Here is a 15750-nt window from a genome sequence, read left to right on the forward strand (position 1 = left end):
TCCACCATACTGTTGAAAAAAACTAATTTCAGTATCAATAATTTTAAACCTAAAAAAATAGACTTGACTGAGAAATTTTCAACGATATTTAAATATTCTAAAGAAATGTGTAATATTTAAACGATTTCACACGGTCTTAAAACCATTTTCTGGTGAAAAGGCCAATCAAAGTATCGGGATTGAAAGTCACGATAAAACGGATTCTTTCTCCGTAGTTTTTCTCGCCGATTTCCCAACCGTTATTGGAATACACAGGGAAATACAATTCGAAATAATCGGTCACTAAGTTCAAGCGAACACCGCTGTCGTAAACCAATTTTTCAGAGACATTTCTGTTCTTAATCAGACCGACATCGCCGTAGACTTCAATCCAGTTCCAAATATTGGTACTGGTATTCAACGTGGTCATCCATTGGTTGGCCGTTCTCGTTTCCAACATCGATTTGAAAAAACCATCAGTGGGCAGCAATTGTTGGCTGAATAATCCGGTAGTTTCAGAGCGACCTAAATAATCATATTCGAATAAATAATCGGTTGGGCGATCTAAGGCAAAATCGAAATAGGTAGACGCATTTTTATTGTACAAAAACGTACCGGCAAAGAAGCGGAAATTGAGTTGACGGCTATTGTCAAACAACTTGCGGTACTGGATTTCGCCGGCCAACTTCCCAAAAGTCTTAGAAAGCTGAAAATCGCCTAAGAAATTGTAATGTTTGGTGATTTCGGTTTTACCGTTGTAATATTTAGCGTTGAACACTTTGTAATTTTCGGTGTCTTCGTCAATAATATAAACCGATTTTTCACGCTCAATCATGATGTATTTAAAAGAAATCATTTCTTTTTTGTTGTCTTTCAAATCATCCGGACGGAAACGCAAAAACACCATCGGATTGACTTTCGTATAGTAGGCATCGGGTGCATAATGCAAATAATGACCATTCAATTGGTAGCGAATACTGTACAAATTACTGTCGCGATTGTATTGGTTGACCATAAAGTTGGCTTTACCCGAAAAGCTTTTGGTTTGGGTAGATATGGTTGGATTCACGTCAAAATTAAACGGCTTGTCCAAAATGGTTTTGTTGTGAAAACGAATGCCGGGCAATAAACCGTCGTATAAATTGTATTCCAGGGTTGGAATGTAAACGATTTGATTGTAATTCGGGTCTTCTAAATCCTTGAAGAAAATAAATTTTATCGGTCGGCTGTTCAATCGGAAACCGCGCAAGGATTGCCAGTTGTTTCTCAAATTGAACTCGGGCACTTCATTTTTGTAATTGATGACAATTTTTTCGGCTTCATTTCTCGGCACGGTAAAAACGCTGTCTTTGGGGAACACATCAATCCATTTTTTGAAAACTACATTTTTGCCTTTGACGCCATAAATGGGAATTGGCACATTGGTTTCGGTTTTATTCTTAAGCGAAAAACTGATGCTGTCTTTGGTTCGGGTCACTTTATCAAACTTGAAATCGATAATGTCACGCGAGTAGATAATTTTGTCAAAAAACCAAGTGATGTCTTTGGGCGAAATTTTAGTCAGCAACAACTCAAAATCATTGCGGTTGGTTTGCTTGGTTTTATTCAAGTCGATAAACTGTCGGATGCTGGTTGGCACCACCTTATTTTCGAGATAACTGTCGAGGTATTTCAAACTCAAACCGGCTCGGTATTTTGACGCAATTTTTTCGTTGAATTTGATCAAAGTGTTTTTGGGTGCACCCAAAGGTTGGTCCAAATTCTTTCGCGCCATCAGCATATAGAAATAACTGTATTGCCCATTGAAATCGAGACTTACCAAGTTGTAAGCGCGCAAGATTCTCAGTTTGGCCACATTGCCCATCATTTTGGCTTCGGGATGAAAATCATCAATGTATTTCATCATGGTGTACACTTGAATCCCGTTGATTATCCAACTGTCTTTTCTAGGGTCGAGTTGCAGTGCGTTGTGCAAATAATTATTGAGATAGGTTTTCATGAACTTAATCTCAAACATAAATTCATCGGGAAACGGAACGATAAAATTGGGTAGTTGATTCAACCCGTAAAACGGATTTCTGTCGTAATCTGCTTGTGAAACCGTGATTTTCTCGTGTGGATATTGGCCTAAATTTTCACCCACATAATTGACAATTTTGTCAATGACAATCGCTCTCTGGATGTCGTTTAGTCGGTTGTCTCTTAAGTTGGAAATGACTTCCACCTGACTGTTTTTGAATACGGTGTGCTCTTTTGGGTTGTCAATCAGCAAACTCAAATTCAAGCGGTTCTTGCCCGAAAGTTGGTATGGATTGGTGTGGTTTTGGGCTATATTTAAATCAGAATTCAGGGCTAAATTAGCGGGTATTCTAACATCTAAATCATAATCGGAAAGCGCATTGGCGGCATCGTCTAAGTTTAAATTGTTGTATTTGACAAAGGCTTTGTTTTCATATCGCGCCGGAATCAGAAAACAGTTTTTAAGGTGCATCTTTCCGTTGGCACCAAAACCGTATTGCGTGAATTTGGCATTGGGCACTTTGACAAAATAGGTGAGCTTGAAGGTCGCTTTTTGGTTAGGCAATAACTTTTCGCGCAAACGTATCTGAATCACATCGGGGTATTTTTCGTCTCTTTCCCAGGTCAGCATCGATTGGTTTTGGTCGATGACCGTGATGTTATCGGTTTTGCCCAGGTCTTTATTTGGTGCCAAATGAAAACTGCGGTCAAATTCATCCGAAAAGCTCTTGGCCAAAGGCGAAGTTTTACTGCTGTAAGCATGATTCCAATCATTCAAAACAATAAAACTAAGCGTGTCATTGGATTGGTTGTTGAAAGTTAGCTCTTGAATTACATTGAGTACATTGGTTTCGCTATTGACTTCCACAACCATTTTAGAATGGTGTTGGGCCAAAAGTGACTGACTCAGTAATATGAAAAACAATAGCTTTTTCAATTGAATTTATGTTGGATAAAATCGTTTAAAATTATCGTGGTGAATACTGTGGCGCCTTTTTCATTCAAGTGTCCGCAAGACGAAAAATAGCGGTCTTCTGTCACTTTGCTTTCATAATTGTACACTTCGGGATACACCGAGTGAATGCGGTTAAAATAAGCGTCGCTGTCAGAACCTTGACACATAGGCGTGGCTATGGCAATGAGGTTAATGTTGTTTTTTCGGCACAACATTTTAATCTCTTCGTAGGCCCAATTTCTTTTCGGACTATACTCTGAAAGGTCATAGCTCATATTTTTACCATCGTGTCTCAAAGCATAAAAACCGTCATTGTTCAAGGCATTCGTTTTCTTATTAACAAGTGAGAAGAACATTTCCCTAAATCCGATTTTCGCATCGTTCTCAATATAGCGGTAAAACGGAATGTAAAACAGCTTGTTGTACTCGGGAATTTTTTGATAATGTTGCTGGATGGTTTTCGAAGTGTGCAAGTAAGGCATGTAAATCGCTCGAACACCATCGGAATACGAATTGCTGTTGAGGTTCAAATCGACATCCAAAATGATGTTTTTGATTTTATATTTGTTTTCTAACATTAGTTTCAAAAGCAAAGCCGTTTCGTCCAATTTGGAACCGCTCATCCCAAAATTAAACGATTTGATGCCTTTGTCGTTAAAGACTTTGGCTACCATGTGATTTTGTGTACGCGAAGAACCCATAAACAGCACGTCAAAATTTTTGTCTTTTGCAGTAAGGACGTGCTGAATCTTATTTCGTTGCGTCGATTTAAGAAAAACTGTTGTATAGGCAATATCCAACACCACCGCCGAAAGAACGGTGATGAATAGTAATTTGCCAATAAAAGCAACAAATTTTCTCATTAGAATTGAAAATAAATAAAGTTTTTATAATCGGTGAATATGCCTAAAGCGATGATAGCGAGAATACTCAAACTCACTTTCAACCAGCTGTATTTGCCCGAAAGCGGTTCGATTTTATAACGGTTGTTCCATTCGACCATGACAAACAAAAGAATCATAATCAGAATTTCGTAATTGTACCGTTCGATATTGAAATATTGTTTCGAAAAATGCCAGTCGGTGGCCATTCGATGGATGTACGAAACGGCTTCTTGGATGGTTTTGGCACGGAAAAATATCCAGGCCAAACAAGTAATGGCAAAGGTTAAGAGTATATTGACGATGATTCTTAGCGAAGCAAAATTGAACGAGATTTTAAACGCGTCGATGTTGCTTCGGTTCTTGTTTAAAACCAAGAGCGGTATAAAATACAAAGCATTAATCAAACCCCAAGCGACATACGTCCAGCTCGCGCCATGCCAAAATCCGCTGACCAAAAAGATGATCATCACATTCCTGATTTGGAACCATTTTGAACCTTTGCTTCCGCCTAAAGGAATGTATAAATAATCCCTAAACCAAGACGAAAGCGAAATGTGCCAACGGCGCCAAAATTCCGCGATGTCTCTGGAGAAATAAGGGTAATTGAAGTTCTTCAGCAAGTCGATACCAAAGAGTTTTGAGGTTCCCAAAGCGATATCGGAATAACCCGAGAAGTCACCGTAAATTTGGAACGCAAAATACACGGCACCCAACATAAGTGACAATGAATTCATCGAACTGTAGTTGTCGAAAATCGCATTGGCGTACATCGCACAAGTATCGGCGATGACTACTTTTTTGACCAAACCCCAAATGATTTGGTAAACGCCTTCTTTGGCTTTTTCAAAATCAAATTCGCGCTTGACTTTTAATTGTGGCAACAAATGCGTTGCGCGTTCAATCGGCCCGGCCACAAGCAGTGGAAAATAGCTCACGAACAACGAATAATCAACAAAGTTTTTCTCGGATTTGATTCGGCCGTAATAAATATCGATGATATAGGACAAACCGTGAAAAGTGTAAAATGAAATCCCAATCGGCAATATCACATCCAATAAAATCGGGCTGACGTTAAAGCCAATCGCCTGAAACAATTCGGCAAACGAAGTCGCAAAAAAGTTGTAGTATTTGAAGAGACCGAGAAACCCTAAGTTCATTACAACACAAACCCAAAGCCAGCCTTTCCTCGAACGTGGCGTTGTGCTGTCTTCAATTTTTATGGCTAATAGATAGCAGAGTAAAGTTGAGAAAACCAGCAGAAATAAAAACCGCCAATCCCAACAAGCATAGAAATAATAACTCGCGAAAATCAGTATGTAATTTTGACTCGCTTTCGATTTATTGGCCACAAACCAATACAACAGAAAAACTATTGGCAGGAAAATGGCAAATTGTAGCGAGTTGAAAAACATGCTTTAAAAGTTCGGACTCAAATTGTATTTTTTGTAGAAATTATCCAAAGCTTCTACCACTTCATCTTCAGTATCGACCACTTTTATCAAGTTCATGTCTTCCGGACTTACTGTTTTTTCTTTTTCAATCATTACGGTTTTTACCCAGTCTAAAAGGCCTGACCAAAATTCGCTTCCGACCAAAATAATCGGGAATTTACCGATTTTCTTGGTTTGGATTAAGGTCATCGCTTCGAACAATTCATCCAAAGTTCCGAAACCGCCCGGCATTACCACAAAACCTTGGGAATATTTGACAAACATGACTTTGCGCACAAAGAAATAGTCAAAATTTAAGTTCTTATCCTTATCGATATATGGGTTGAAATGCTGTTCAAAAGGCAATTCAATGTTCAAACCTACCGAAGTTCCGCCGCCGTTGTGTGCGCCTTTGTTTCCGGCTTCCATGATGCCCGGTCCGCCACCGGTGATGACACCGTAACCGGCTTTACTGATTTTATAAGCAATTTTTTCAGCCAATAAATAATAGCGGTCGTTGGGTTTGGTTCGGGCCGAGCCGAAAATGGATACACACGGTCCGATTCGCGCCATGCTCTCGTAGCCGTTTACAAACTCCGACATGATTTTAAAAATCGCCCACGAGTCGTTGGTTCTTATTTCGTTCCAGGTTTTTTGTTTTAGTTTTTCCTGTATTTTATCGTCTTCATTTTGAAAATCGTCTCTCATCTTTTTAGTATAATTTTTTTTAAGCAAACGTGCTAAAGTAATTCTTTTTTCAAAAACTGCGCGGTGTAGCTTTTCTTATTTTTTATAATCTCTTCCGGTGTACCGGTGCAAAGGATTTGACCGCCGCCTTTTCCGCCTTCGGGTCCAACGTCTATAATGTGGTCTGCCAATTTGATGACGTCCATATTGTGTTCGATTATCAAGATGGTGTTGCCTTTGTCGACCAATTTGTTTATCACATCCATCAACACGCGGATGTCTTCAAAATGCAAACCGGTAGTCGGTTCGTCCATGATGTAAAAGGTGTTTCCGGTATCTTTTTTCGATAATTCGGTGGCCAATTTGATGCGTTGTGCTTCACCGCCGGAAAGCGTGGTGCTTTGTTGTCCCAAAGTGATGTAGCCCAACCCGACATCTTGTATGGTTTTGACTTTTCTGTAAATTTTCGGAATGTTTTCAAAGAAATCCACCGCTTCATCCACGGTCATGTTCAACACATCTGAAATGGATTTGCCTTTGTATCTTATTTCCAAGGTTTCTCGATTGAAACGCTTGCCTTGACAGGTTTCACATTCCACATAAACATCCGGCAAGAAACTCATCTCAATTGTTCTAACACCCGAACCTTCACAAGTTTCACATCTTCCGCCCGAAACATTAAAACTGAAACGGCCGGCTTTGTACCCGCGAATCATGGCTTCCGGCGTTTGCGTGTACAAACTTCTGATTTCTGAAAACACATCGGTATACGTAGCCGGATTCGAACGTGGCGTTCTGCCTATCGGACTTTGATCGATATCAATCACTTTGTCAATATGTTCTAATCCTTCAATTTTTTTATACGGTTGCGGTTTTTTGACGCCGTTGAAATAATACGCATTCAAAATAGGGTAGAGCGTTTCATTAATCAAGGTCGATTTACCACTGCCCGAAACTCCGGTCACACAAATTAGTTTGCCCAATGGCAATTCGATAGAAACATTTTTTAAATTATTTCCTGTTGCGCCGGTCAATGTCATGAATTTACCATTGCCTTCTCGGCGTTTTTTGGGCACTTCAATTTTCATTTCCCCATTCAAATACATCGCCGTAATGGTATGCTCGTTGAGCAATTCCTTTGGCGTGCCTTTGCTGATGATTTCACCTCCAAATTTTCCGGCTTTTGGCCCAATATCGATGACATAATCGGCTCGTTCTATCATGTCCTTGTCGTGTTCTACGACTAAAACAGAATTCCCGATATCTCGTAATTGTTCCAAAGAATGTATCAGTTTTTCATTGTCTCTTTGGTGCAAACCGATACTGGGTTCGTCCAAAATATACAATACGCCAACGAGTTGGGAACCAATTTGCGTAGCCAAACGAATGCGCTGTGCTTCACCGCCCGAAAGCGATTTGGAACTTCTGTTTATCGATAAATAATTCAAACCCACATTCACTAAAAAACGCAAACGGTCTTTGATTTCTTTGACAATTTCGGAAGCAATGATGGTCTGTTTTTCAGATAAATGTTGGTCTAAATCCTCAAACCAAGCCGATAAATCTGAAATATCCATAGTTGATAAATCGAAGATGTTTTTTTCGTGAATTCGGAAATACATCGCTTCTTTTTTCAAACGCGAACCGTGGCATTCCGGACATTCAATTTCGTCCATGAATTCTTTTGCCCAGCGTTTGATGGAAGTCGAATTGCTTTCATCGTATTGGTTTTTGATGAAATGCGAAATGCCTTCGAACTCTATTTTGTATTCTTTGGTAATGCCCAAAGTTTTCGATTCTACGGTGAATTTTTCCTTTCCGCCTTGTAAAATGATTTGCATCGCTTCTTCCGGAATACTTTCGATAGCATCAGCTAGGCTAAAGCCAAATTTCTCTCCGATGATTTCCAATTGCTTGAAAATCCATGACGATTTGTATTCACCTAAAGGCGCAAAGCCACCATTTTTGATGGACAATTTTGGATTTGGAATAATCTTTTTTAAGTTGATTTCGTGAACCGTTCCCAAACCTTTACATTCGTCGCAAGCACCTTTGGGAGAATTGAACGAGAATAAATTCGGCTCCGGATTTTGATACGAAATCCCCGAAGTCGGACACATCAGATTTCGACTGAAATAACGAACTTCATTGGTGTCTTGGTCTAATATCATCAATACGTTTTCACCGTGATACATCGCGGTTTTGATGCTTTCGGCTAGGCGTTTTTCGTTGTCTTCATTGTTCTCAATCACCATTCGGTCGATAACAATTTCGATGTCGTGGGTTTTGTAACGGTCGAGTTTCATACCCGGAAGCAAATCTTGTACTTCGCCGTTGACTCTGACTTTTAGGAAACCTTGTTTGGTAATTTGTTGGAACAACTCGGCGTAATGTCCTTTTCTGGCGCGGATAATCGGGGCCAAAATATTAATGCGTTTTCCGGTAAAGTTTTGAATAATCAAATCCTTGATTTGCTCATCGGAATAAGAAACCATTTTTTCGCCGGTGACATAACTATACGCTTCGCCACCTCGCGCGTAGAGCAAACGCAGAAAATCGTAAATTTCGGTTATGGTACCAACCGTTGAACGCGGACTTTTACTCGTCGTTTTTTGCTCAATGGCAATTACGGGAGAAAGCCCATCGATTTTATCAACATCCGGACGTTCCAATCCGCCCAAAAATTGGCGTGCATAAGCCGAAAACGTTTCGATATAACGACGCTGACCTTCGGCATAAATGGTGTCGAAAGCCAAAGACGATTTTCCCGAACCCGAAAGACCGGTGATTACCACCAGTTTTTCGCGAGGAATGTTGATGTCAATATTCTTCAGATTGTGCACTCTAGCGCCGAGTACTTCAATGGTATTTTCTGTTTCAAGCATAGCAATTGGGCAAAACGCAAAGGTAGTGTTTTGGTTGCAATTTTTGAATAGACGGTTGAGAAGTTATTGTTTAATTCGCCTTGATTCCGTTTTTCTCCAGAATTTCGTTAAAAGTGCTTTCTTTGCCTTGTTTTTTCATTTCTGAATACACCAATTGAATTAATTTTTCGGCATCACTTCGATAGGGTGATTTTTGCTCAACATAGATATTATATGCCTTGCACAAATTGTCTAAAGCCTTTTCGTACTCAAACAAATGTTGGGCATAAATGTTTCCGATACCATAAAACACTTCAGGGTTATTAGGGTCAATTTTGGACAAGCGTTCATAGGATTTCAGTGCTTTTCTGTATTCTTTTTTATAAAGGTAAGCGATTCCAATATTTTGCAACGGCATTTGTCCGTTAGGGTCTATTTTTAATGATTTCTCATAGGCTTCAATCGCATCGTCAAATCGGTTGAGTCTTCTGTAGCATACCCCCATATTGTCGTAGGCAAAAGCAAATTCAGGATCAAAAACCACCGCTTTTTTGTAATTATCAATGGCTTTTTCAAAGTCACCATTTTTTCCAGCTTCCAAACCTAGGTTATAATATTTCAGCGCTTCACTATCGCTTGACATGGATTTAATGCCAAGTTTGTCATTGGCGGAAATTTTCGCCTTTATGGCTGCGCAATTAGTCATCAAATAGGTTTCTATTTCGTAGTAATACTTTTTGTATTCATTAGATTCCGGATTGAGATTGACATTGAGATCAATGTTGACCTCTTTTTTTTCACCAACTGTTGTCTTAAGGTCTTTGATTTGGGATAGCTTGATCCCCAATTGGTAAGCGCCGCACTGTTTGTCTATGCAAGTGTGAATTTCGCTAGCCACTTCTTTTCTGGATTTGTTATAGGCAGAAATAGAATCAATACATTGGCAGGCATTGTCTGAGATTTCTTTGAGGAAAATCTCACTGTCGAAGTTAATTCCTTTAATGCTGTCATTTTCTTGCGCAAAAGAGACAACACTAATAAGTGTTAAAAGCAAAAGGGAAAGATTTTTTTTCATGACTAAGCGGTTTGTTGTATCAAACTTAATAAAAAAAATCTTAAAAAAACCTATTCAATAATCATCTCTTTTAATCGATGTCGATAACTTTCAAGTACGTCAATTTTAGACAAAAAGCCAAAGTATTTTCCTTTAAAGATAACCGGTAAAATAGTGGCTTTCGAAGTTTCAAACAGTTTCATTATTTTTTCGGGTTTGTCTTCAAATAGGATGATTTCCTTGGGTTGACTGATGATTTCAGACATCGTCATGAATTTGACATGATTCGGATTGAAAATAAAAGCTTTGACTTCTTCAAAATCAACCAAACCAATTAATGATTTGTGTTCGTCAACAATCGGAATCATTTTTTGTTCGGTAGTAGCAAAAATATCCACAACTTTTCCCGGAGAATCCTTTAGGTTTAGGGTTTTGTAATTTTGTTGTACCAAATTGTAGAAGTTAATACTCTGCAAAATGTTTTTGTCTTTGTCACTGGTAAAAACTTCACCTTTGTCAGCCAAACTCTTAACATCCATGGAATGTTTTTCAAACTGCTTAGAAACCGCAAAACTAATGGAAGACACAATCATCAAAGGCACCATCAAATCATAACCGCCGGTGATTTCTACGATAAGGAAAATGGCTGTCAGCGGTGCATGAAACAAACCGCTCAAGATTCCGGCCATGCCTACTATGGTGAAATTGGCTATCGGTAAATGATGCGTGAAGTTAAGTAGATTTATGGATTTGGCCACAAAATAACCCAGATACGAACCTACAAAAAGTGAGGGCGCAAAGTTACCGCCATTACCACCGCTTCCTAAAGTTAGTCCTGTGGCAAAAGATTTCAATAACATGGTTACACCTATAAAAGCCAGCAAAACCCATTCGCTGCTTTTGAATTTTTCTAATAAAGTATTGTCTAACAAAACACTTGGGTTACTGGATGAAAGCGTTTTAATACTTTCATAACCTTCCCCAAAAAGTGTAGGGAAAAAGAAAATCAAAATGGCCAAAAGAAGCGCGCCAAATAGGGCTTTGCGATAACCTTTGTTTTTGAAACTACTAAAAAACTTTTCTACTTTTTGAAAATTTCGAGCGTGATAAATCGAAGTCAAGCCTGCTAAAATTCCGAGTAAAATGTAATAAGGTGTATTGTGGTAATCAAATTTCAGTGTTTGTTGGAAATTCAAAATTACATCATCGCTCAAAGTAATTGTTGAAATTAAAGCACCGGTTGCTGCAGAAATGATGATGGGAATAAAAGCCGCAATTGAAATATCAGTCAAAACTACTTCTATGGCAAATAAAACTCCGGCAATCGGTGCGTTGAACGCTGCACCAATTCCGGCCGCGACACCGCATGCCAACAATAGTATTCGGTCTTTTTGAGACAAATGGTATTTCTGCGCGAAGTTGGAGCCAAACGCCGCACCGGTAATCACAATCGGGCTTTCCAATCCGGCGGAACCTCCGAGACCAACCGTTAAAGAGCTGGTTACGATTTGGGCATACATTTGTTTTTTGGGCATGATGCCGCCTTTTTTGGCCACGGCATATAATACTTTGGAACTGCCTTTTTCTATGTGATTGTTCAGGAAATTGCGCACTACAAAAACGGTTAATAAGATTCCGGCTATCGGAAGTAAACTGTTGATATAGGGTAACTTTAGAAAGCCATTGATATCATTGGCCAAAAGAAAAATATTGTGCGCAAAACTCTTGAGCAGAATTACGGCAAACGAACAAGTTATCGCCACAGCAACGCAGGCGAAATAAATAAAGTTTCTTTCGCTTAGTTTGTCTTTCAAGAGGAAAACCAAATGCTCGGCTCTTCTGAAAATACTTCTGAAAATAATCTTAAAAAAGGAAGCTTTGTTCGACGGCATTTATTCAAACATTAGAATCGCTAAGATACTTTTTAAATTCTGAAATCAAAAATCAAAATTCTATATTCTAAAATCCAACCGCTTTATCATCTCCTCTAAAATCGGCACCACCTTCCAATTTTCCGTCGGGTAAAACTAAAATAGCGTCGACTTTACCAATAATCGGGGCTACTTTTTCATTGATTTTATAGCCTTTTTTGGCCAAGCTTTCCAATAATACTTTATCAAATTTTTCGGGTTCAAACTGAATTTCGTCCGGCAACCATTGGTGGTGAAATCTCGGTGCATTGACTGCTTCTTGAACGCTCATATGGAATTCGGTTACGTTGAGAATCGTTTGCAAAACCGAAGTAATAATCATCGAACCACCGGGTGAACCCAATAGCATAAAAAGTTTACCGTTTTTCTCCACGATTGTTGGCGTCATCGAACTCAACATTCTTTTTCGTGGTGCAATGCTGTTGGCTTCGGCACCAACCAAACCATAAGAATTCGGAACGCCCGGTTTAGAAGAGAAGTCATCCATTTCATTGTTCAAGAAGAAACCCAATTCGTCGCAATACAATTTGGAACCATAAGCGCCATTAATAGTGGTTGTCACCGAAATGGCATTGCCTTCAGTATCCACAATAGAGTAATGGGTAGTTTCATCGCTTTCGTAAACAGAAACCTCACCATGACTGACATCCGCTGATTTGGTGGCTTGGTCAAAAGTAAAAGTACTCATACGGTTTTTCAAATAGTTATTATTCAATAATGCTTTTTGTGGAATTTTGACAAAATCGGGATCACCGAGAAAATAATTCCTATCGGCATAAGCTCGGCGTTCGGCTTCGGTTATAACTTGAATGTATTTTTCAGAATTGTGTCCGTATGAATTCAATCGGAAAGGTTCAATCATTTTCAGAATTTGGGCCAAAGTAATCCCACCGCTGCTTGGTGGTGCCATTGAAATGATGCTCAAATCTTTGTGTTGAAACGAAATGGGTTTGCGCCAAACGACTTGGTATTCGGCCATGTCTTTGAGGGTGATAATCCCGCCATTTTGTTGGATAAAAGACACTAGTTTTTTGGCTGTTTTGCCTTGATAGAATTCGTTACGTCCTTTTTTCAGAATTTGTTCCAAAGTATTGGCTAAAGCCAAATATTTGATGGTGTCACCAATGTTAAATGTCTTATTGTATAAAGTCTTATCACCACTAATTTTTACGATAACAGAACGGTATTCATCGAGTTTTGCTTTTTCTTTTTCGGTGACCACTATGCCTTTTTTAGCCAAAGCAATTGAAGGTTCAAACAAATCCTTGAGCGGTAGTTTACCAAACTTTTTGTGGACTTCGAATATTCCGGCAACACTTCCGGGAATACCTACGGATAATGCACCGTCAATACTCAGATTCGGAATGACATTGCCATTTGGGTCTTGGTACATGTTTTTAGTCGCTTTGGCCGGAGCTTTTTCGCGAAAATCTAAAGAACCAATTTCGCCATTGGCCTTGCGATACACCATAAATCCGCCACCTGAAATGTTACCGGCATAGGGATAAGCTACTGCTAGTGCCAATTGCGTTGCAATCATAGCGTCAAAAGCATTGCCGCCTTTTTTAATAATATCGATACCTATTTGGGAAGCTTCTTCTCGTGCCGAAACCACCATCGCTTTTTCGGCAATTAATCCTTTTTGTTGGGCGAAAATGAAATTGGAAATGAGTAGAAAAAAAGTTAAAAGCGTCACTTCGAGTGTTCCGATTGAAAATCGGAATGTATCGAGAAGCTTTATAAGAAAATGAGTATTGGTTCTCGATACTTTTTTCTTTGGAAAAAACTCGAACTGACGATAATTCTTCATTATAAAGTAGCTAGTTTTTCTTGACAATGTTGGCGTAATTCCTCAAAAAATAAGGTGAATTCATTTTCAAATTCGGTGTAGTACTGTTTTAATTCTACGATGGATTCATCCATAGCCACGCGATGTTTGGTGCGATAATCCATTTGGAACATAATCATTTGCAAACCTTCAATAGTAGCATAACTTACCAGCCAATTTCGTCCAATCATGTAAGGCATCATGCCTTTGGCTCTTTCGGTTAGGATATCGTAATTGTCTTTAAGCAAGAGATAAAAATCCTGAGCGTAATCTTCTAATTTCACGTCCGAATATTTACTCCAGTTTTTGGCCAAAAAATGATCGTAGAAAATGTCCATAATCACGCCTGAATAATGACCGTATTTCTCGTGCAATCTATGTTTGCTTTGCCTATAAATCGGATGCATATCGGTAAAACTATCGATGGAACGATGCAATAGAATTCCCTTTCGAATTTCGGTTGGATAATCCTCATAATGATGCCCGCGAATACTGTCCGCCATGAAATTTCCGATTTTGAGTAAATCGTTGTCGCCTGAAAGATAAATGTGGGCTAGGAAATTCATATTTTTTAGTTGCAGAGTCTCAAAGATACAAAGTTTCAAAGTTATATCTAACACCATAAAAAAACTTTGCCACTTTGCCACTTTGCCACTTTGTAACTTTTATATTTGTACTTCAAAATCAAAACATAAAAAAATGACTCTTATAAAATCAATCTCAGGAATTCGAGGTACTATTGGCGGTAAAGTTGGAGATAATTTGACACCTGTGGATGCTGTAAAATTTGCTTCTGCTTATGGTACTTTCCTGAAAAGCAACATACAAAAAGACAAGTTGAAAGTAGTAATTGGTCGTGATGCTCGTATTTCGGGACCGATGATTCACAATTTGGTGGTAAACACTTTAATCGGATTAGGGATTGATGTGATTGATTTGGGATTATCGACTACGCCAACGGTTGAAGTTGCTGTGCCATTGGAACAGGCGGACGGCGGTATTATTTTAACCGCTTCGCATAATCCGAAACAGTGGAATGCTTTGAAACTGTTGAATGCCAAAGGCGAGTTTTTAAGCGGTGCCGATGGTGCTAAGATTTTGGAAATTGCCGAAGCGGAAGCGTTCGATTTTTCGGATGTGGACAGTTTAGGCGAAATCACGATGAATGATGCTTATATGGATATTCATATTGATGAGGTTTTAGAATTGCCTTTGGTAGATGCTGAAGCGGTGGCTAAAAGAAAGTTCAAGGTTGTTGTTGACGGCGTGAATTCTTCCGGAGGCATTATCATTCCGAAGTTATTGGAACAGATGGGCGTGGAGTGTGTGAAATTGTATTGCGAACCGAATGGTCATTTCCCTCATAATCCCGAGCCTTTGAAAGAACATTTGGGTGACATTTGTAAATTGGTGGTTGAAGAGAAAGCTGATTTCGGAATCGTAGTTGATCCTGATGTTGACCGTTTGGCTTTTATTTCCAATGATGGCGAAATGTTTGGCGAAGAATATACTTTGGTGGCTTGCGCCGATTATGTGTTGGGCAAAACGCCGGGCAATACGGTTTCGAATATGTCGTCTTCAAGAGCGTTGCGTGATATTACAGAAAAACACAACGGCAGTTACCAAGCGAGTGCGGTTGGAGAAGTGAATGTAGTCGAAATGATGAAAGCTTCAAATGCGATTATTGGTGGTGAAGGAAACGGAGGCATCATTTATCCGGAGTTGCATTACGGACGCGATAGTTTGGTGGGCGTGGCTTTGTTTCTGACGCATTTGGCGAGTTTAGACATGACCGTGGCCGAATTAAGAGCTTCATATCCGCAATATTATATGAGCAAAAACAAAATCGAATTGACACCTCAAATAGATGTTGACGCGATTTTAGTCGCCATGACTGAAAAATACAAAAACGAAAACATTTCGACAATTGATGGTGTAAAAATTGATTTCCCGACAGAATGGGTTCATTTGCGCAAATCAAACACAGAGCCGATTATCCGCATTTATACCGAAGCGCCAACTCAAGATGAAGCCGATAAATTGGCTTTGAGAATTATTGACGAGATTAAGGCAGTGGCCGGGATTTAATCGGAACACTAGTATAAAGTAAAAACCCTGA

Annotated in this window: 10 protein-coding genes; 1 reads left to right on the forward strand and 9 read right to left on the reverse strand. The window is 39.2% G+C overall.

Translation table 11 applies throughout. The annotated features are described in order from the left end of the window. Positions 1-136: 136 nt before the first annotated feature. The 9 genes from HA632_RS05920 to HA632_RS05960 all read right to left on the reverse strand — a co-directional run bounded on the left by HA632_RS05920 (position 137) and on the right by HA632_RS05960 (position 14197). Positions 137-2935 (reverse strand): aminopeptidase, encoded by a 2799-nt coding sequence (locus HA632_RS05920; protein WP_317174598.1) that lies wholly within the window; start codon positions 2933-2935, stop codon positions 137-139. Beyond that, positions 2932-3816, reverse strand: coding sequence for a hypothetical protein (locus tag HA632_RS05925; RefSeq protein ID WP_176306290.1), 885 nt, complete (start codon positions 3814-3816; stop codon positions 2932-2934). Before HA632_RS05925 ends, HA632_RS05920 begins: the two co-directional genes overlap by 4 nt. Beyond that, positions 3816-5249 carry an MBOAT family protein gene (locus HA632_RS05930; protein ID WP_176306291.1) on the reverse strand — a complete coding sequence of 478 codons (1434 nt, stop codon included), beginning with the start codon at positions 5247-5249 and terminating at the stop codon, positions 3816-3818. Before HA632_RS05930 ends, HA632_RS05925 begins: the two co-directional genes overlap by 1 nt. Before the next feature lie 3 nt (positions 5250-5252). Further along, positions 5253-5975 (reverse strand): TIGR00730 family Rossman fold protein, encoded by a 723-nt coding sequence (locus HA632_RS05935; RefSeq protein WP_176306292.1) that lies wholly within the window; start codon positions 5973-5975, stop codon positions 5253-5255. 32 nt (positions 5976-6007) lie between these two features. After that, positions 6008-8839 (reverse strand): excinuclease ABC subunit UvrA, encoded by a 2832-nt coding sequence (gene uvrA, locus HA632_RS05940; RefSeq protein WP_176306293.1) that lies wholly within the window; start codon positions 8837-8839, stop codon positions 6008-6010. A 70-nt stretch (positions 8840-8909) separates the two neighbouring features. After that, positions 8910-9893, reverse strand: coding sequence for a tetratricopeptide repeat protein (locus HA632_RS05945; protein ID WP_176306294.1), 984 nt, complete (start codon positions 9891-9893; stop codon positions 8910-8912). A gap of 50 nt (positions 9894-9943) precedes the next feature. After that, entirely contained in the window at positions 9944-11764 is a 1821-nt protein-coding gene (locus HA632_RS05950) for a chloride channel protein (RefSeq protein ID WP_176306295.1), read from the reverse strand. A 67-nt stretch (positions 11765-11831) separates the two neighbouring features. Then, positions 11832-13613 (reverse strand): gamma-glutamyltransferase, encoded by a 1782-nt coding sequence (gene ggt / locus HA632_RS05955; RefSeq protein ID WP_176306296.1) that lies wholly within the window; start codon positions 13611-13613, stop codon positions 11832-11834. Further along, the gene (locus HA632_RS05960; protein ID WP_176306297.1) at positions 13613-14197 is read right to left on the reverse strand and encodes an ACP phosphodiesterase; all 585 of its coding nucleotides are present in this window, start codon (positions 14195-14197) and stop codon (positions 13613-13615) included. The genes ggt and HA632_RS05960 overlap by 1 nt, the downstream gene beginning before the upstream one ends. 133 nt (positions 14198-14330) lie before the next feature. On the opposite strand from HA632_RS05960, the gene glmM reads away from it, so the two are divergent. Then, on the forward strand, positions 14331-15719 hold the full coding sequence (gene glmM / locus HA632_RS05965; protein WP_176306298.1) for a phosphoglucosamine mutase: 1389 nt from the start codon (positions 14331-14333) through the stop codon (positions 15717-15719). The last annotated feature ends 31 nt before the right edge of the window (positions 15720-15750 follow it).

It is taken from the genome of Flavobacterium sp. J49 (assembly GCF_011742145.1).
GTDB lineage: Bacteria > Bacteroidota > Bacteroidia > Flavobacteriales > Flavobacteriaceae > Flavobacterium.